Below are 18,421 nucleotides of genomic sequence, written 5' to 3' on the forward strand. Positions count from 1 at the left end.
TTTCGCGCTCAGCCCGTATCATTCCGCCCCTTCCCCTGATTCAGCCCCTTCCGCGGGAGCACAACATGCTGTACCCAACTCGTTTTGATGTCATCGTCGTCGGCGGTGGACATGCTGGCACCGAAGCGGCACTCGCTGCCGCCCGCATGGGCTGCGCCACTTTGCTGCTTACCCACAACATCGAGACCTTGGGGCAGATGAGCTGCAACCCGTCGATTGGCGGTATCGGCAAGGGGCACTTGGTCAAGGAAGTGGACGCGCTTGGTGGCGCCATGGCCCAGACCACCGATGTGAGCGGTATCCAGTTCCGCATCCTCAATGCCAGCAAGGGGCCGGCGGTACGTGCCACGCGGGCGCAGGCCGACCGGATCCTCTACAAGGCAGCGATCCGTGAGCGCCTGGAGAACCAGCCCAATCTGACCCTGTTCCAGCAGGCCGTCGATGACATCACCGTCGAAGCCGACCGGGTCACCGGCGTGGTCACGCAGATCGGCCTGCGTTTTGAAGCGCCCACTGTCGTGCTCACCGCGGGCACCTTCCTGAACGGTCTGATCCACGTTGGTCTGCAGAACTACTCGGCCGGCCGGGCAGGGGATCCGCCCGCGATCACCTTGTCGCATCGGCTACGTGAGTTGCAGCTTCCGGTAGGCCGTCTGAAAACCGGCACGCCGCCGCGTATCGATGGCAAGACGATCGACTTCACCGCGATGGACGAGCAGCCCGGCGATGATCCGGTGCCGGTGTTCAGCTTCCTTGGCAACGCAGCGCAGCATCCGAAGCAACTGCCCTGCTGGATCACCCGCACCAACGAGCGCACGCACGAGATCATCCGCGCCAACCTCGATCGCTCGCCGATGTACACCGGCGTGATCGAAGGGGTTGGCCCGCGTTATTGCCCGTCGATCGAAGACAAGATCCACCGCTTTGCGGACAAGGATGGCCACAACGTCTTCCTCGAACCCGAAGGCCTCACAACCCACGAGTTCTACCCCAACGGTATCTCGACCTCGCTGCCCTTCGATGTGCAGTTGCAGATCGTCCGTTCGATCCGGGGAATGGAAAATGCCCACATCTTGCGCCCCGGCTACGCGATCGAGTACGACTACTTCGATCCGCGCAACCTCAAGAACAGTCTCGAAACCAAGTCGATCGCCGGCCTCTTCTTCGCCGGCCAGATCAATGGCACCACCGGCTACGAAGAGGCCGCCGCGCAGGGCCTGCTGGCCGGTGCAAACGCAGCGCTGCAAGCGCAGGGCAAGGACGCCTGGTGCCCGGCGCGTGGCGAGGCCTACCTTGGCGTGCTGGTCGACGATCTGATCACCCGCGGCGTTTCGGAGCCGTACCGGATGTTCACCTCGCGCGCCGAGTACCGCCTCTCGCTGCGCGAAGACAACGCGGACCTGCGCCTCACCGAGGCAGGCCGCACGCTCGGCCTGGTTGATGATCACCGCTGGGATGCCTTCTGCCGCAAGCGCGATGCCATCGCCCGCGAAACCGAACGCCTGCGCGCCAGCTGGGCAGTGCCGCACAAGCTTGCCGAGGGTGAGGCTGAGAAGCTGCTGGGGCAGCCGCTTGAACGCGAGGCTCGCTTCTTCGATTTGCTGCGTCGCCCCGGTGTTGATTACGCCGGCCTGATGGCGCTTTCTACCGCGCCGGCCGACCCGGTGACCGATCCGCAGGCGGTTGAACAGATCGAGATCTCCGCCAAGTACCAGGGCTACATCGATCGCCAGCAGGACGAAGTCTCGCGCCAGGCAGCACAGGAGAACACCGCCTTGCCGGAAGATCTCGACTACGCACAGGTGCGCGGGCTTTCGAACGAAGTGCGGCAAAAACTCGCGCTGCACAAGCCACAGACCATCGGGCAGGCGGGCCGCATCCAGGGCGTGACCCCGGCTGCGATCTCGCTGCTGTTGATCCACTTGAAGAAGACCGCGCACGCGCGGTTCAACGCCGCATGAGCCCCAAAGAACTCCTCGACAATGGCCTCGCCGAACTGGGCCTCGACCTCAGCGCCGACACCCGCGAACGCCTGCTCGCCTACGCCGCGCTGATCGCCAAGTGGAACAAGGTCTACAACCTCACTGCGATCCGTAATGCGGACGAGATCATCACCCTGCATCTGCTCGATTCGCTGACCGTGCTGCCGCATGTGAAGGTCGATCGCATCGCCGACATCGGCGCCGGCGCCGGGCTGCCCGGCATCGTGCTCGCGATCGTGCGACCGGATCTGGAAGTGCATACCGTCGACACGGTGCAGAAGAAGGTCACCTTCATGCGCCAGGCCAAGATCGATCTGGGTCTGAAGAACCTCGAATCGCACCATGTCCGTGTCGAGCAATGGCAGCCGGCGAAGCCCTTCACGGCGGTGATCTCGCGTGCCTTCTCGGATATGGCGGACTTCATCAAGCTGACCGATCACCTTGTCGCTGACGACGGTCACTGGCTGGCCATGAAGGGCGTGTATCCTCATGAAGAACTCGCACAGCTGCCGGCCGGCGTGCGGATGAAAGAAGCAATCGCCCTGCGGCTGCCTGGCGCGGCCGACACCCACCGACATTTGATCGTTCTCGAGCGCAGCTGATGGCCCGTATTTTCGCAGTCGCCAACCAGAAGGGCGGCGTAGGCAAGACCACCACCACCGTCAATCTTTCGGCCGCGCTCGCGGCGCATGGCCAGCGCGTGCTGCTGGTCGACCTCGACCCGCAGGGCAATGCCACGATGGGGTCGGGCGTCGATAAGCGCAGCCTGCCGGCGTCGGTGTACCACCTGCTGGTCGGCCTCAACACCTTGGCGGAAGTGCGCGCGCGCTCCGAAGCCGGTGGCTACGATGTGCTGCCGAGTAATCGTGATCTCGCCGGTGCCGAGGTCGAGATGGTGGACCTCGATAACCGCGAAAACCGGCTGCGCGACGCGCTGCGCGCGGTCGACGACGAGTACGATTTCGTGTTGGTCGATTGCCCGCCTTCGCTGTCGATGCTCACGCTCAACGGCCTTTGTGCCGCACATGGCGTGATCATCCCGATGCAGTGCGAGTACTACGCGCTCGAGGGCCTCTCGGATCTGGTGAACACCATCAAGCAGGTGCACGCCAAGCTCAATCGCGATCTGAAGATCATCGGCCTGCTGCGCGTGATGTTCGATCCGCGCAGCACGCTCTCGCAGCAGGTGTCGGCGCAGCTTGAATCCCACTTTGGCGACAAGGTCTTCAAGGCCGTGATCCCGCGCAACGTGCGGCTTGCCGAAGCCCCCAGCCACGGTTTGCCGGGCGTAGTGTTCGACAAGGCGGCCAAGGGTTCGCAGGCCTACCTCGCTTTTGCCGCCGAGATGATCGAGCGGATCAAGACGATCTGAGCGCGGCAGCAATGGGCGCCGCCCTCGATCCCGCGTCGATTCCGCTCGCCCTGCGCGAGCTGGCCGACCCGCTTGCCGCGCATGCCGAAGATGCCGGCCTCAACGCCACGCAGGTCACCGAGCAGGCGCTCGTCGATGGCTGGCTGGTGCGCTTTGCCAACAGCCGTGCCAAGCGCGCGCGCAGCATCAACGCCATCGGCGCCGGCCTGCTGCCGCTCGACGAAAAGCTCGAACGCGCACAGGCGCTCTACCAGGCTGCCGGCTTGCCGCTCACCTTCCGCATCACACCCTTCTCGCCACCGGCCGGGCTGGATGCCGAACTTGCCGCGCGTGGCTTCATCGCCTTTGAAGAATCGCGGGTCATGATCCGCGCGCTCGCACCCGCCGCGCCGGTGCTGAGCGAATTGCCCTTGCACGAAGTCGGCGCGCGCGAGTTCAGTGAAACCGCTGGTGCGCTCTACGGCGACGACGCCGCGCGGATCGCGGTGGATACCGCGCGCAACCTTGCCTTCCCCGGCCAAGGCATCCGTTTGCTGCTCGGTGAGCGCACCGCGCCGCTGGCGGCGGGCAGCCTGCTCTTCGATGGGCGCATGGCGGGCCTCTACGGCCTCCATACGCGTTCAGATATGCGGGGCAGGGGGTACGCCGCCCTGATCGTCAAAACACTGCTTGAACGGGCGCAAAACGCTGGCGCGCAACACGCGTGTCTGCAGGTCGGCGCGGGTAACGCGGCAGCACGCGCGCTGTATCACAAGCTTGGCTTCACCGATCGCTATGCCTACTGGTACCGCGCGCGGCAGATCGAATGATGGAAGCCCCGTTGCCCGAGCGGCAGCGAGGCGATTGATTGCACTTTTCAGGAAGCACGAACATGGTCAAGAAACCCAAGGGCCTCGGCCGCGGCCTTGAGGCGCTGCTCGGCGCCGACACTTCGTCGGACAACCAGGGCCGCCTTGAAACCCTGCTGATCGACGACCTGCAGCCGGGCAAGTACCAGCCGCGCACCCGCATGGATGCCGGCAGCCTTGAGGAGCTGGCCGCGTCGATCCGCACCCAGGGCGTGATGTCGCCGATCCTGGTGCGGCCGATTGCCGGCGGGCGCCACGAAATCATCGCCGGTGAGCGTCGCTGGCGGGCAGCGCGCATTGCCGAGCTGAGCCAGGTGCCGGTGCTGATCCGCGAGATCCCGGACGAAGCCGCACTCGCGATGTCGCTGATCGAGAACATCCAGCGCGAGAACCTCAACCCGCTCGAAGAAGCGCTCGGCATCCAGCGCCTGATCGACGAATTCGGCATGACGCACCAGATGGCGGCGGATGCGGTGGGCCGCTCGCGGCCGGCCACGTCCAACCTGCTGCGCCTGCTCGCGCTGCCTGAGCCGGTGCGCGAACTGCTGATGGCCGGTGATATCGAAATGGGCCATGCCCGCGCGTTGCTGAGCCTCGACCCGGTGCAGCAGGTGATGCTCGCCAACCAGGTGGTCGCGCGGCGCTTGTCGGTGCGCGAAACTGAAAAAGCGGTGCAGCACGCGCAAAAGCCGGAGGCCGAAAAGGCCGCTAAGCCGGTCAACCGCGATGTCGCGCGTCTGGAGGAAGAGCTTGCCGACAAGCTCGGCGCGATGGTGAAGATCCAGGCGAACAAGAAGGGCGCCGGCAAACTGGTGATCGAGTTTGGCAACCTCGACCAGCTCGACGGCATCCTCGGCCGCATTGCTTGATCTCTTCGCACGCACTTGCCGAAGCGGCCGCCCAAGGGTGGCCGTTTTTCATTGTTGCGCGGCATCGCCGCGTCCATCCCATGTCACGTGCACCGGGGCTCGGTGCGCCAGCGACAATGGGTGGGGACAAGCGATGCGGGCATGGCATTGCCTCAAGCCCCGCAGTACGGCGCCGTAATTGCGTGACAGGGCTTGTTGTCCGCCACCACCGGAGCGTCTGTTGAAGCAACTGCAACTACTGGCTGAGCATGTGAAGATCGGGGTTCCCCTGCTCTGGAATGTGCGTGATCGTGCCGGCAACCTGCTGCTCAGCCGTGGCTACACCTTGCAGACCGAAGCACAGCTGCATTCCCTGCTGCAGCGCGGCATGTTCGTCGATGAAGCAGAATTCCGCCGCCAGCGTGCTGCGTCGGAAAAGCCCAGGCAGCAGGCATTCGACCCGATCTGGCTGTGGTCTGACCTGCATGTGAAGCTCTCGCTCCTGTTGCGCGACAACGTCAAGGATCCGGACTTCGCCGACAAGCTGATGCAGCTCTCGATGCTGATTCAGTTTCTTGCCGAGCGGGATGCCGATGTCGGCATCTTCGTCATGATGCAGGCCGATGCCGCCAAGTATGCGGTGCTGCATTCCATGCACACCGCGGTGATCTGCGAACTGATATCGAAGAAGCTCGGCGTCCCGGATGAAGATCGCCGCACCATCATCCACGCAGCGCTGACGATGAACCTGGGCATGTTTGAACTGCAAGCGATTCTTGCCGCTCAGAGCACGCCGCCGACCGAGCGACAACGCGCCGATATCCAGGCCCACCCGGCGCGTAGCGTTGCGATGCTCAAACAGGCCGGGGTCACGCATCCGGAATGGTTGCGCGCGGTGGCCGAACACCACGAAACGCCCGACGGCAAAGGCTACCCACGCGGCATTACCGACATCAGCATGATTGCCGAACTGGTTCGCCATGCCGATGTGTTCGGAGCGAAGATCAGCCCACGCGCCGGGCGCAGCGCATTGCCGCCCAACCGCGCCGCGCGCGACTCCTTTCTGGCGATGGGCGGTAACGAAAACCCGATGGCGGCGATGCTGGTCAAGGAGATCGGCATCTACCCGCCGGGCGCTTTTGTTCGCCTTGGCAATGGGGAAGTGGCGATCGTCCTGCGGCGGGGGCAACTGGCAACGACACCGCTCGTCTACAGCATCATCAGCGGTGCCGGCGTGCCCTACATGGAGCCGGTTCGCCGCGATACTGCGCGCAAGGACTTCGCGATTGAATCCATCGTGCCGCGCCAGAGCGTGATGGTGCGGATCAATCCATCGCGCCTGTTCGGCTACGACAAGGGCTGAGCGGCGCGCTTAGGGAAGCTTTGAATAAGTGGCTGCGACTGCGCATCGCTGCGTTACGGCGTGCTCACTCCCGCGCCTTTCGCTGGATCCCTCTCGCTCAGTTATTCAGACCTTCCTGAGTTGGCTCGTCCATCGCGTGCCAGCGGCGCAGGCCAGCACACGCGCACCCGAAGGCCGCCCTCGGCGCGGTTCTCCAGCATCACGTTGGCAGCATGACGGGTCGCAATCCGTTTGACGATCGCCAGGCCCAGGCCGGTGCCCGGCTGTTCGCTGCCGGCGTGCCGGTAGAAGCGTTCGAACACGCGGGCGTGTGCATCCTCTGGAATGCCGGGGCCGCTGTCTTCCACCAGCAGTTCTACCCGGGTGCCCTCGGTGCGGCGCACCGAAACATCCACCTGCCCGCCTGGCGGGGTGTAGCGCACCGCGTTGTCGATCAGGTTGTTGAGCAGCATCGCCAGCTCGGCCTCGTTGCCCAGCACGCTGACCGCATCGCAATGGCCCAGCCCCAGATCGATGCCGCGCGCTTCGGCCTGCGGCGACTGCGCAATCACGCCCTCGCGGGCCAAGGCGTCGAGCGCGACCGGGCTGTCGCTGGATGCGCGATCAGGCTCCAGCCGCGCCAGCGCCAGCAACTGTTCCACCAGGTGGGTGGCGCGCAGGCAGCTCGCCTCGATGTTCGCGATTGCCCGTTCGCGTTCCTCCTGTGTATCGGCGCGCTGCGCCAGCTGTGCGTAAAGCCGGATCGCGGTGACCGGCGTGCGCAGCTCGTGCGCCGCATCGGCAATGAAGCGCCGCTGCCCGTCGAGCAAGCCCTCCACCCGCGCCAGCAAGGCATTGAGCGTGCCGACCAGGGGCCGCAGCTCGCGCGGCGCGCCGTCTTCGGGCACCGGTGTGAGCGACCCCGGATCGCGCGCCGAAAGCGCCGCGCGCAATGCAGACAGCGGTGCCAGCGCGCGGCTGACCCGCACGCCGAGTACCACCGTCAGCAGCGTCGCCAGGCCGGCCAGCACGGTGAGCATCGGCAGCGAAATGCGCATGAACAGTTCGCGGCGGGCGCCCGATTCGCGCGCCACCAGAATCGTCTGGCCGCTGTACTTGCGCGCAAAGCCGCGCCATTCGCGATCGTCGTAGGAAAAGTCGAACTGGCCCAGCAGCGGTGGTTTGGCCACCGGTGGGTAGTGGCTCGCGTAGGCGAGCCGATCATTGGCATTCCACACCTGGCTGAGGAAGTCGCCCGGCTGCTCATCGTCGCTGCCCGCTTGCACGCCGTGGCGGGCCACCGCATCGGCGATCTGCGACAGCTCCACGTTGCGCAGGGCATCGAAGGAACGCACCGCCAGCGTGTAGGCGGTGAGCACGGCCACGCAGCCCAGCAGCAGCATGGCCCCTAACTGCCAGCCGAGCACGGTTCGGCGGATCGAGCCCGGCGTGTTCATCCGACCACCTTGTAGCCAATGCCGCGGATGTTGCGAATGCGCTCGGCCCCCAGCTTGCGGCGCAAGTGGTGCAGGTGAACTTCCAGCGCATTGGATGAGGGTTCGTCGCCCCAGCCGAAGAGCCGTTCTTCAAGCTTCTCGCGCGAGAGCACCGCACCCGGTTGTTCGAGCAGGATTTCAAGCAGCGAGAGCTCGCGTGCCGACAAGGCAACCGGCTCACCGGCCAGTGTGACGCTGCGGGCTTCCGTGTCGAAGGCAATTGCACCGCAGTGGATGACCCGCTGGGTGCGGCCACTGTTGCGCCGGATCAGCGCGCGCAGTCGGGCGATCAGTTCGTCCAGATCGAAGGGCTTGGTCAGGTAGTCGTCGGCACCCGCGTTGAGGCCTGCAACGCGGTCAGACACGGCGTCGCGCGCGGTCACCACGATCACCGGCAGGCGGTTGTCCTGGCCGCGCAGGCGTGCGAGCAAGGCCATGCCGTCGAGCTTCGGCAGTCCCAGATCCAGCACGCTGGCGGCGTACCGGTTCGCTTCGATCGCCAGTTCGGCAGCGCGCCCGTCGCGCACCCAATCAACCGTGAAGCCCGCGGCAAGCAGGCCAAGCCGGCTGGCGTCGCCGACCATCGGATCGTCTTCCACCAGCAATACCCGCATTCCAGAACGCTCCAGGCACACAGACGAGTGGGGGATTATCGACCCGGACGTGCAAAAAAAAGAGCTCCGGCATGCCGGAGCCCAACTCTCCACTTCAGCAGCTCACGCCGCTCCGTGTCCTTGCAAGGCCGCCGCGCCCGATGCCGCGCCGGCCCGTGTGTCAGGAACCGCCGCATGCAGGGATGCAGCCTGACTGCATGATGGCCATTTCGGGCGTCGGCAGGCTTAAGCCAGACTTAAGGCCGGCCCCGCCGGGCCGGGCGTCGCATCGCGGCGCGCGGCAAGGGCATGCGCGCATCGAGATCGGGTTTGTGCGGGCTTGACCGCGCCGCCGTGGCGGCACCAAGATCACCGGCTTACCTGAACCCGTCGGAGAGCTCCACATGGACCGCAGCGCGCCGCAGATCACCTCCTTCCACCCGCCTCGTCGCGTGCTGATGGGCCCCGGCCCCAGCGACGTACCGGCGCGCGTGCTGCAGGCGATGGCGCAGCCGACGGTGGGCCATCTCGACCCGGCCTTCAGCGGCATGATGGAAGAGCTCAAGACCCTGCTGCGCTGGGCCTTCCAGACCAAGAACGAGCTGACCTTCCCGGTCTCCGCGCCGGGTTCGGTGGGCATGGAAACCTGCTTCGTGAACCTGGTCGAGCCGGGTGACACCGTGATCGTGTGTGTCAACGGCGTGTTCGGCGGCCGCCAGGCCGAGAACGTGCGCCGCTGCGGCGGCACGCCGGTGATCGTGGAAGACGAGTGGGGCGCGCCGGTCGACCCCGCCAAGGTGCGCAAGGCCTTTCAGGCACATCCGCAGGCCCGCATCCTCGCCTTCGTGCATGCCGAAACCTCCACCGGCGCATTGTCGGACGCCGCCACGCTGGCGCAGATCGCACGCGAGCACGATGCGCTGACGATCATGGACTGCGTCACCTCGCTCGGCGGCGTGCCGGTGCTGCTCGACGAGTGGGGTATCGACGCGGCCTACTCGGGCAGCCAGAAGTGTCTTTCGAGCACGCCGGGCCTCTCGCCGGTAAGTTTTGGCGAGCGCGCGGTGGCCAAGCTCAAGGCGCGCAAGCACCCGGTGCAGAGCTGGTTCCAGGACCTGAACCTGGTGCTCGGCTACTGGTCCGGCGCCGGCAAGCGCACCTACCATCACACCGCGCCGGTGAACCCGCTCTACGGCCTGCACGAATCGCTCGTGATGCTGGCCGAAGAGGGGCTTGAGGCCTCGTGGGCACGCCACCGCGCAATGCACGAGCTGCTGCGCGAAAGCCTCGAAGCAATGGGCATCGAATTCGTCGTGCGGCCCGATGCGCGACTGCCGCAGCTCAACGCGGTGCGCATCCCCGCCGGGGCGGATGACGCCGCCGTGCGCGCCGCGCTGCTGAGCGACTACGGGCTGGAGATCGGCGCAGGCCTCGGCGCGCTCGCCGGCAAGGTGTGGCGCATCGGCGTGATGGGCTATGGCGCGCGGGTCGAGAACATCCGCCTCTGCACCGCCGCGCTGCGCGACGTGCTGGGCCGTTGATGCCTCACACCGGGCCAGCGCCGGCTGGCCCGATAATGCGCGGATGAGAAATCCCTACAGCGGTGTATCGCCCAAGCGCCTCGTCTGGTCGCTCGTCGCGGCGGGCGCGGCGATCGCCATCGTCAGTGCGATGCCCTCGTGCGAGGACGGCCGGCTTGAACTCGCCAACGCGGTGAGTCATTGCCGCAATGTCACCCGCTTTGACCCGAACCAGCGCTCGGCGCTCTCATCCACCAAGGCCTTCGTGGCCTGTGTCGACCATAAGGCGGGCAAGGCCGGGCGCCCCTACTTTGCCGAGCAGCGCGCCCTGTTCGAGGCGCTGCCCAACCACCCCTGCGAGTACGTCGGCATCTGGGCGGCCACCCGCGGTGATCAACACTACCGCATGGTGCTGGACGAAGACGGCAGCTTTCGCGGCCAGGCCTACGCCGACTCGCGCGCCGTCTACGGTGGCATGACCGGCAACTGGGGCGTGGCGGCGGGCAAGCTCGTGTGGATGTACGACAAGGGCCTGACCTGGCCACCCGACGCCAACCCCATCGTGCCGCAAGGGCAGGGCAGCTTCCTGCTGCGCGAAGTCGACGGCAGCACCACCCGCTACGACCTGCTCGATCGCTCAGTGTTCGAGCGCTGCCCGGCAGAAGGCTAAGCGGCCTGCAGGGCTATCGGCGGCCAGGCGCCGAGCAGAGTTGCCAGCCTCTCCTTGGCGTACCCATCAGGCCACTGGAACTGGTTCCGTCGGCGCGTCGCTCGCTCTGAACAACTCGCCGGCCGGTATGGATTCACAGTCGACCGTCTTTCCAAAGCCTGATCAGATCGATCGGCCAGAATTCGAACGGTACGATCATGACGAACTGGGTGGAGGGGTGCGTCAGAATTGGAAAGCAGCCCGCAGTAAGCGTGCCGTTTGGGATGTGTTTTCGAAAGACCATGAAGGTGGTCGAGTAGACGTCCCGGTCAGTGAGCGATCGCGGCAGTTTCCATCCGAGCGAGCGAGTGACTTCATCAGTGATTTGCTCGGCAATCTTTCGTTCTTCTGGATTGGAAGGTGTGGTGTTTTTCAGTTGGGAAATTCTGCGCCCGATCCCGCGCAGTTCCTGTGGCCGTGTGTCGAAATAGGGATCGTCGCTCCAAACTAGGTCGGCCGGGCAATCGTCTGGTCCGGGCGAAAAGAGGAGGCGGTTGGCCTGAACCAATGCGGCCCAGACAATCCTTCCTTCGTTGAGCAGCACTACTTGCTTCTCGAAGAAGCCGAATAGCGGATCCTGCGGTTTCATCCACCTTGGGCACGAGGCTTTGACGGATTCAAGGGCATAGCCTCTGAGCGCCGCGCCGTTCTGCGCAAATGCAAGCCTGAGCCCTTTGAGGGCGTTTCCCATTGTCTCGTCGGCTGGACTGCCAACGTGGGTGCGAGGCGATCCAGATGAGGGTGAAAGCGCCGGTGCAGAAGTGCTGGGCGGAATGTCGACCTGATCCAAATCGATCAGCTCGCCTTGAGCGTCAGTGACCTGAAACCGGTTGATCTGATCCAGCATCACGGAGATTGTCGGCGCGTTCGGCAAACTCGAAAGCCACTCCGGTTGAATCGTTACCGAATGACCTTCAATACGCGTGACGCGTGCCCAACTTTCAGTGCCGCTGCCGCTCTCGGGTACGAAGAAGCGGAAATCGTGGCGAGCGCTGAACAAGTCCGAAAAGCGCTGCTGGCGCAAGGTCAAAGCGTTTCGCCGAAAAACGCCGATGGTTTGATACAGCCCCAGGACAGAGTCGCCACCCTCCCGCCCGTTTTCGAATTGCTTGGCGACCTTATTGAAGGGGAAGATCGCACCCTCATCACTTTGCACACAGATCGCCTCGTCGTAACGCCCCCAGACGCCGCCTGATTTGCGAATGATGCAATCCCCCAAGAATGCACCAAATACCTGTAGCAAATTGAACTGGTTGGCCGGGTCGCCATGCTCGCGCTGCTGCTCAATAATCTGATCGAGCCAGCGAACGCCGCCTTCATCTAACCCGATTTCTCGACCGGCATGATCGCGGGCAAGCTCAAGGCAGTTATTTGTGAAGCCTTGCAGTCGTTTCGCGATACCTTCGGGGCAGGGCGAGAAGGGGTCAGCCGGCATCCCGGGTTGGCGCTCATTTAGCGAAAACACCTGGCCACCGGTCAATGATTTCGAATGATGCGCCATCGCCATGAAGCGTTCGTCGGCACCATTGCAGCACCAGTAGGCCCAGAATCCCTCGTCGTCCCCGCCGTAGTTGCTATCGTCGGTGACGGTTTCACCCGGCTGGATCCACCCGGAATTGGATACTCCGTACCACTCGATGAAATCCTGCGCGGTAAACCATGCGCCTGTGAAATTGCCCAGTCTGACGCTATTCCCTTCCTTGCGGAATCCGCCGAATTTGAGAACCCGGATCGGTCTATCCGATTTGTTGGTCAGGCTGGTCGAGTAGTACTTTCTGCGGTGGATAAAGGTGTTCTCTCCGTAGCGAACCGCCGCCCTGCGCGCGCCAGCGTTGATCAATGCATGATTTTCCCAGAATGCCTCGGGTGGATTTTTCAGATGGATTAGCCGGTTGTCGAGGGGCGATTCGTAGAGCTGACGTTCCAGCGCGACCCCTGCCTCTTCGGCGGCAACCAGGCGTAACTGAGTGCGCAGCAGCCATTGATAGAGCGCCTGGTTCTGTTCAAAACTCGCAACGCTTGTCGTGATGTTCAACGAAACCGCCCCTGCTTCCGGGCGCAAACACATCACCAGATGATGCTGTGGGTTTTCGTCACCCGGTGCTGTCCCGCGAAATTCAGCGACCACGGCGGGGCCGGCATTCGTATTGAGGCTATACGGTTCGCGGTAAGGTTTGAGGTAATCCATCTTGGCTGGAACCACCCCGAAGCGGATTTCCGCCCAAACCATGAGATCGACCCCGGGGGAGCGATTCAGACTTGCGGTAAACCAGCAATCGGCGCCGGTGTCCTCAATCCTGAACAAGGCATCTTTGCTGGCGTCGCGCCAATAGCCGGGGGCGTCGAGTGTCAGGCCAACCTTGGTATTGACGAAGCGGCGCAGGTTCAAGTGATCGAACTTTCCGGGAAGGTCGGGCGCTTTGGGCGGAGGCGACGAAAGTGAAGCCAGCGAGCACGCGCAGCCACACTTTTCTACGTTCTCCTTTAGCGCCCTCGCCGCAGTCAAAAGCGAGTCCGAGCCCTTCAAGCTCAGCGAAATGGCCTGCTTCGAGCGCAATGCAGGAAGCAACTGCTCAGCCGAGTGCCTGAGCAAGGGCGCCAGATCCTTGGCAACCTGCTCCTCGGCATAGCCTGGCTGCACTCCACTAATGACGATCTTGTATCCACTATTCATTTTTGACATAGATCCAGAGTGCCAAGCTCTCCCACAGTGAGGTGCTTGGAATGCGCACAGAGAAGACGCGTAAAGACCGGGTCAGCGGCGATAGCTGGGCTCTTGCACCGGACTATCTGTAGAAGCTGACCGACCCATCGGATTGGGTGAATCGGGTTTTCCCGAAATTCCGTTTGATGACATCGACTTGGGTCGATCTCATGTCGAGCAGCGAGCCTTGTTCAGTGCCAATCCGGAATTCCATGAGGACTTCGGCGGTGGCCGACTTTTCATCTGGTGCGATGCTGATCGATTTGATGGTGTATTCGATGTTGGTGAATAGTTCGTGGCCAACCTGTTCCTCCAATACGGCTTTTGAGCGATAGAAGTCATCAACCGATGAACAGACCGATGCCTTGGTGACGACTTCGTTCACTGGCATGGATCGCGCGGTACTGGAGAATTTGCCATGGACGCCGTCACTGAAAAGATCGCAGACGGCTTTTCCGTCGCCTCGGTCATAGGCAGACGCATATTCATGGTAGATGGCTGCCACATGCTCTTGCGTAATGCGCTTGCCGCCGACTGCTGCAAACCAGATTCCGTAGCCAAGACAGCCTGCCAGCAAGATCAACTTGATTTTCATGTTCGAGTTAAGGGCGTGGAATGAATTCTGTTGAGCCGCGCAGTTTAGCGGCGAGCTCGCAGGGCGGGCCAATTCATGTGAGGCCCTTTTGTGATTGGACAATTTTGAATTGCCGCTCAGCCCTGACGAATGAACGGAATCACCGATTCATCATGGAAACGGGCTAGAAGCGTTGAATGATTCTGGGCGAAGTGTTTTGCAATACGATGCACGCCATCAAGAATCCAGCGCTTTTCGGATATGAGAAGCACGTCGATCGGGTATCGAAGATCTGCGTTGTTGAGTCGGCGGGTTTGATGGGCGGACGCCCTTGGATCGCGAATCACCTGCATCGGGCAGACGTCGAAAAGCAGGCCCTGATCGGGTACCGACGACCAGAGCGGCAATTCCAGCAGGTACACAAAATCGGATACCGGAACTGCGACAGGCTCACTGTCGAGCGCCCAGACCTTTCGCACATCCCAGTGGAACGGAAGGATGTGTGCTTCAAGTGCGGCGGGAACCTGCTTGGGCATAGGCGCGAGTGCGAAGCAATTGGGCTGGGGATTGCTTGCCGGCGGCTGATCTAGCGGCGGGTCTTGTCTATAGCTGTGACTCGATCGGCAGCAGGCCCAGGAACCATACGCCAAGGCGCCGCAGGGTGCTCACTTCGGGTTCTTCGGTCAGGCGCAGTTTGCCTTCGGGGCGTCTTTCGATCCATTCGAGTTGCGTGCCGCCGCCGGGGGTGGGTGCCTGTACGACTTGCCAGGCCAGCGCATCAAGTTCGCCCTCGATGCCACTGGCAATGGCATCGGCCATTGGCGGGCTGTCGCAAACGATGCCGATTTCGGTATTCAGCTGCAGCGAACGCGGGTCGAGGTTGAGCGAGCCAATGAAGACCGAGCGCCGGTCGAAGACGAAGGTCTTGGCGTGCAATGATGCGCGAGAGCTGCCGAGCATCTTCTTCTTGCCCGTCTGAACACGCGCGGTCGGGCGCAGTTCGTACAGCTGCACGCCAGCATCGAGCAGGGCGTCGCGGTAGCGCTGGTATCCCGAGTGCACGGCACCCACGTCGCTGGCTGCCAGTGAATTGGTCAGGATCGTGACACGTACCCCTCGCTTGACCAGTTCGGCGAAGAAGCCCACGCCGGCATTGCCGGGGATGAAGTAGGGCGAGACCACCAGCAGTTCCTTGCTGCTCTCGACGCCGACCCCGGCGAACTGCGGCATCAGCGTGCCTTCGGTGTCCTCGGGCGCGCGGGTGATCTTGCCGGGGTCGTCGTACAAGAGGTGTGCCTGGCCCGGGAAGAGCTGACTGCCCGGTGCGCCCACAGCGGCTTCAAGTGCCTCGCGCGCCAGATCGGCGTAGGGGCTGTCGCGGTGTTCGAGCGTGAAGCGATCAAGCTCCACCCGCACATCGGCCAGATCTTCTGCCGTGCCGGTGCCGGAGAGTGCCGCGATCGGGATTGACGCGGGCGTGTTCCAGTAGCGGTCGAAGGCGTGCGAAACCTGTGGCACCACCGGCCCGAAGGTGAGCACGTCGAGGTCGCCGAAGGCGAGTTCGGGCGAAGCGCCAAAGTACTCGTCGCCGATGTTGCGGCCGCCCAGGATGGCTACCTGGTTATCCGCGACAAAGGCCTTGTTGTGCATGCGCCGGTTGGTGCGCTCGAAGTCGAACAGCATGCCCAGGCCACGCACGCCGCGTGAGGCGACCGGGTTGAACAGCCGGATTTCGATGTTCGGGTGCGCATCGATCGCGCTCAGCACCTGATCGTCGCCCGAGGTGCCAACGTCGTCCAGCAACACCCGTACCCGCACGCCGCGGTCTGCCGCCCTGAGCAGGGCCTGGGTGAGGAAGCGGCCGGTCAGGTCGTCGTGCCAGATGTAGTACTGCAGGTCAAGCGTTCGTTCGGCGCTGGCGGCAAGCGCGATCCGCGCCATCAGGGCGTCAACGCCATCGGGCAGCGGCCGGAAGTGGTTGTCCCCCGCCGCGGCCGGCTGGCGCGTGGCAAGGGCACGCCCGATACGCGTCGCCCCATCGGGCGTGAGCGCATGGCTTTCGCTGCGCGGCATGTTCTCGGGCAGGCTGGCGCAGGCGGTCATCGCGCCAGCCAACAGCAGCCCTGCGGCAAGCCGCCGCGCCCGCTTCAGCCCGCGCATTCGAGCCGGATATCCGCGTAGTAGCCGCTTGCCGCCTGGCCGGTGTTGTCGGTGTCGGTCATCACCGCCACGCCGAGCAGCTTGCCGGGCACGGCACCCCACGCGCGCTTGTAGTCCTCGGCAATATTGCGCTTCTGACTTTGCCAGCTGCCCAGCCCGGCGCTGCCGGACGCGACGGCGATCATCTTGACCTGGCTGCTGTGGGCCGAGGGGATCACCGTGCCGGGCGCGACCTGGTCGCTCCACACATACATCAGCAGTGCGTAGGGCAGTTCCTTGCCGAACAGGCGCTTGGCGCGCTTGAAGCGGGTCTGCTCGTCGTCGGGCAGGCTTGCGACATCGCCATCAAAGGCCAGCATCACCCGCAGCGGCGCGTCTTCCTTGTCCTTGACGCGGTTATCGGCACCCTTGACCAGCGCATCGGTCTTCCAGCGCCAGCTCAGGCTGGTCGGCACCGCGATCGGCGTCTTGAACGGGGCAAGGTACGCGGAGGCCGAGGCCTTGGCCTCGGCGCGCAGCACCGCCACGTCGCCTTCTTTGCTGACGGTGTAGACCGTGTCGCGCTTGGTCTTGGACAAGGGGCGGTGCACCCAGCCGGCCGCCGGCTGCGCAAAGCCGAGATCGCGCGCCTCGCACGGGCCCGTTTCCGCTGCCAGCGCGCTGGGTGGGGTGATCAGCGCAATCGCTGCGCCAAGGCTCACAAGCAAATTCAGATTCATCGAGGCTCCCTCTTGAAAGTCTGCCTGGGCGTGGTGTGCTCAGGGCGGACCGAGCTTGCGCTGGAACAGATCGATCAAGGCGTGGTTGGCCTTGTCCGGGTCGATCGGCTTGCCGTAACCGTAATACAGCGCGAAGTAGTCTTCATGATAGCTGTGCCAGGTCCAGGGCAGGTTTGCCGATTCCGCCAGGTCGATCATGTCCGCCGCCCAGCCGAGGCCATTGCGATTTGCTTCGAACGCAGCGCGGATCAGGCCGAACTCGCCCAGGTAGAGCGGCACGCCGTGGCGGCGGCCCCAATCGAGGTAGCGATTGAAACCCGTCGTGATCTCGCTACGGCGATCCGGCCCCCACTGCCCGCCTTCCACCCGCGCCATGTTGGCCCAGGGCGCATGGGTGTGGGTGAAGGCGAAGGGCTCGTAGAAGTGGAAGGTGTAGACCAGATTGGGGTCTTCGATGGTGACGAAGTTCATTTCGGCATCGTTGTCCCATTTGTCCGCCACCGCATTCACCCGCTCGACGATCACCGTGTGGCGGGTATCCACTTCGCGGATCGCGTTGGCGGTGCGCTGCGCGAGTTGCTGCCATTGCTGCTTGCCGCGCGGCACCACCGGTTCGTTGAGCAAGTCGTAGCCGGCAATCACCGGTTCCTTGGCGTAGCGCGCCGCGATGGCCCGCCACATCGCGACAAAGCGATCCTGATTCGCTGCTTGTGACCACAACGCACCGCCCTCGCCAAGCGACTGAAAGCCACCCTGCGGCGCATGCATGTTCAGGATCAGATACACACCATGCTTGCGTGCCCAGGCCACATTGCGGTCAAGCCAGTCCCAGCCGCTGTCCTTGTAGCGCAAGGGCGCGGCATCGTCTTCCAGCGTGCCGTAGTAGAGGTAGAAGCGCACCAGGTTCATCCCCATCGCGCGCAGCCGGGCATAGTCGGCTTCGCTGTGGTGCGCGGTCGGCAGCGGATTCTTCGAGTACACCTCATTGCCGAAAGCCACGCCGCGCAGCCGCACCGGCGTGCCGGCTTCATCCACCCACTGCGTGCCGCTGGCGTGGAGGAACTGGTGTGGGCCGATGGTCTCCGGGGCCGCTCGGCGCAGCGATGGGGCTGGCGGCGCCGGATAGTCCGGCGTGCCGGCGCACGCCGACAAGGTAAGCAGCAGTAAGGCAGCGAAGAGCTGGAGCATCGAATGGGCCTCAGAATTCGAGTTGCCTATCTTTCCGCACCGCTGCGGCGACGCACAGTGGCGGGCTGCGGCTTTGCTAACCCAGCGCAGATGTAGACCGCAACGAGGTGGAGGTCGAGTAGTGCGATCAGCGTGTTCGCCGCGATCAGGCTTGCCTTCGCGAAGCCGTCGAGCGCGATGCTCACTGCCGCAAGCCGCGCCACAAGCACCTGGAAGCCCATTGCGAGCAAGCTCGCGACTACCACGACGGCAAGCTGCCGATAGCCGAAGCCCGCACCGCCGGCGATCTCGGTCGCCCCAATTTGCCCGATTCATGTAGCCGACCACAATCATCAGTCCGGGGTTGAACATTCGGCGCAGCGTCGC

Annotated in this window: 17 protein-coding genes; 8 read left to right on the plus strand and 9 right to left on the minus strand. The window is 63.9% G+C overall.

The genetic code is table 11. The features are described 5' to 3' along the window. Window positions 1–65: 65 nt before the first annotated feature. From mnmG to OPU71_RS05825, 6 genes are all read left to right on the plus strand, one after another. A complete protein-coding gene (mnmG, locus tag OPU71_RS05800) occupies window positions 66–1,961 on the plus strand; it encodes a tRNA uridine-5-carboxymethylaminomethyl(34) synthesis enzyme MnmG (protein ID WP_267726078.1) in 1,896 nt (631 codons plus the stop codon). Then, a complete protein-coding gene (gene rsmG, locus OPU71_RS05805) occupies window positions 1,958–2,584 on the plus strand; it encodes a 16S rRNA (guanine(527)-N(7))-methyltransferase RsmG (RefSeq protein ID WP_267726080.1) in 627 nt (208 codons plus the stop codon). The genes mnmG and rsmG overlap by 4 nt, the downstream gene beginning before the upstream one ends. Further along, window positions 2,584–3,354: a ParA family protein gene (locus tag OPU71_RS05810; protein ID WP_267726082.1), complete on the plus strand. Its 771-nt coding sequence runs from the start codon at window positions 2,584–2,586 to the stop codon at window positions 3,352–3,354. Before rsmG ends, OPU71_RS05810 begins: the two co-directional genes overlap by 1 nt. Window positions 3,355–3,365: 11 nt before the next feature. Continuing rightward, entirely contained in the window at window positions 3,366–4,163 is a 798-nt protein-coding gene (locus OPU71_RS05815) for a GNAT family N-acetyltransferase (RefSeq protein ID WP_267726084.1), read from the plus strand. Between the two features lie 62 nt (window positions 4,164–4,225). Next, window positions 4,226–5,071 carry a ParB/RepB/Spo0J family partition protein gene (locus tag OPU71_RS05820; RefSeq protein WP_267726086.1) on the plus strand — a complete coding sequence of 282 codons (846 nt, stop codon included), beginning with the start codon at window positions 4,226–4,228 and terminating at the stop codon, window positions 5,069–5,071. Between the two features lie 220 nt (window positions 5,072–5,291). Then, window positions 5,292–6,413 carry an HD-GYP domain-containing protein gene (locus tag OPU71_RS05825; protein ID WP_267726088.1) on the plus strand — a complete coding sequence of 374 codons (1,122 nt, stop codon included), beginning with the start codon at window positions 5,292–5,294 and terminating at the stop codon, window positions 6,411–6,413. Window positions 6,414–6,514: 101 nt separating this feature from the next. On the opposite strand, the gene OPU71_RS05830 is transcribed toward OPU71_RS05825, so the two are convergent. Both OPU71_RS05830 and OPU71_RS05835 read right to left on the minus strand, forming a co-directional pair. After that, entirely contained in the window at window positions 6,515–7,849 is a 1,335-nt protein-coding gene (locus OPU71_RS05830) for an ATP-binding protein (protein ID WP_267726090.1), read from the minus strand. Then, window positions 7,846–8,502, minus strand: a complete 657-nt coding sequence (locus OPU71_RS05835) for a response regulator (protein WP_267726092.1) — start codon at window positions 8,500–8,502, stop codon at window positions 7,846–7,848. Before OPU71_RS05835 ends, OPU71_RS05830 begins: the two co-directional genes overlap by 4 nt. A gap of 383 nt (window positions 8,503–8,885) precedes the next feature. Here OPU71_RS05835 and OPU71_RS05840 point away from each other — a divergent pair, with 383 nt between their 5' ends. Together OPU71_RS05840 and OPU71_RS05845 are read left to right on the plus strand one after the other, a co-directional pair. Beyond that, window positions 8,886–10,022, plus strand: coding sequence for a pyridoxal-phosphate-dependent aminotransferase family protein (locus OPU71_RS05840; protein WP_267726094.1), 1,137 nt, complete (start codon window positions 8,886–8,888; stop codon window positions 10,020–10,022). A gap of 43 nt (window positions 10,023–10,065) precedes the next feature. Beyond that, entirely contained in the window at window positions 10,066–10,671 is a 606-nt protein-coding gene (locus OPU71_RS05845) for a hypothetical protein (RefSeq protein ID WP_267726096.1), read from the plus strand. A gap of 133 nt (window positions 10,672–10,804) precedes the next feature. Here OPU71_RS05845 and OPU71_RS05850 read toward each other — a convergent pair whose 3' ends face one another. From OPU71_RS05850 to OPU71_RS05880, 7 genes are all read right to left on the minus strand, one after another. After that, window positions 10,805–13,384, minus strand: coding sequence for a hypothetical protein (locus OPU71_RS05850; protein WP_267726098.1), 2,580 nt, complete (start codon window positions 13,382–13,384; stop codon window positions 10,805–10,807). A gap of 112 nt (window positions 13,385–13,496) precedes the next feature. Next, window positions 13,497–14,009 carry a hypothetical protein gene (locus OPU71_RS05855; RefSeq protein WP_267726100.1) on the minus strand — a complete coding sequence of 171 codons (513 nt, stop codon included), beginning with the start codon at window positions 14,007–14,009 and terminating at the stop codon, window positions 13,497–13,499. A 116-nt stretch (window positions 14,010–14,125) separates the two neighbouring features. After that, the gene (locus OPU71_RS05860) at window positions 14,126–14,524 is read right to left on the minus strand and encodes a hypothetical protein (RefSeq protein WP_267726102.1); all 399 of its coding nucleotides are present in this window, start codon (window positions 14,522–14,524) and stop codon (window positions 14,126–14,128) included. A 67-nt stretch (window positions 14,525–14,591) separates the two neighbouring features. Next, window positions 14,592–16,148, minus strand: a complete 1,557-nt coding sequence (locus tag OPU71_RS05865) for a phospholipase D family protein (RefSeq protein ID WP_267726104.1) — start codon at window positions 16,146–16,148, stop codon at window positions 14,592–14,594. After that, window positions 16,136–16,867, minus strand: a complete 732-nt coding sequence (locus OPU71_RS05870; protein ID WP_267726106.1) for a DUF3047 domain-containing protein — start codon at window positions 16,865–16,867, stop codon at window positions 16,136–16,138. Before OPU71_RS05870 ends, OPU71_RS05865 begins: the two co-directional genes overlap by 13 nt. 39 nt (window positions 16,868–16,906) lie before the next feature. Continuing rightward, a complete protein-coding gene (locus OPU71_RS05875) occupies window positions 16,907–18,055 on the minus strand; it encodes a glycoside hydrolase family 5 protein (RefSeq protein WP_267726108.1) in 1,149 nt (382 codons plus the stop codon). A gap of 26 nt (window positions 18,056–18,081) precedes the next feature. Next, window positions 18,082–18,300 carry a hypothetical protein gene (locus OPU71_RS05880; RefSeq protein WP_267726110.1) on the minus strand — a complete coding sequence of 73 codons (219 nt, stop codon included), beginning with the start codon at window positions 18,298–18,300 and terminating at the stop codon, window positions 18,082–18,084. Window positions 18,301–18,421: the final 121 nt, after the last annotated feature.

This window comes from Niveibacterium sp. 24ML (genome assembly GCF_026586805.1).
Lineage (GTDB): Bacteria > Pseudomonadota > Gammaproteobacteria > Burkholderiales > Rhodocyclaceae > Niveibacterium.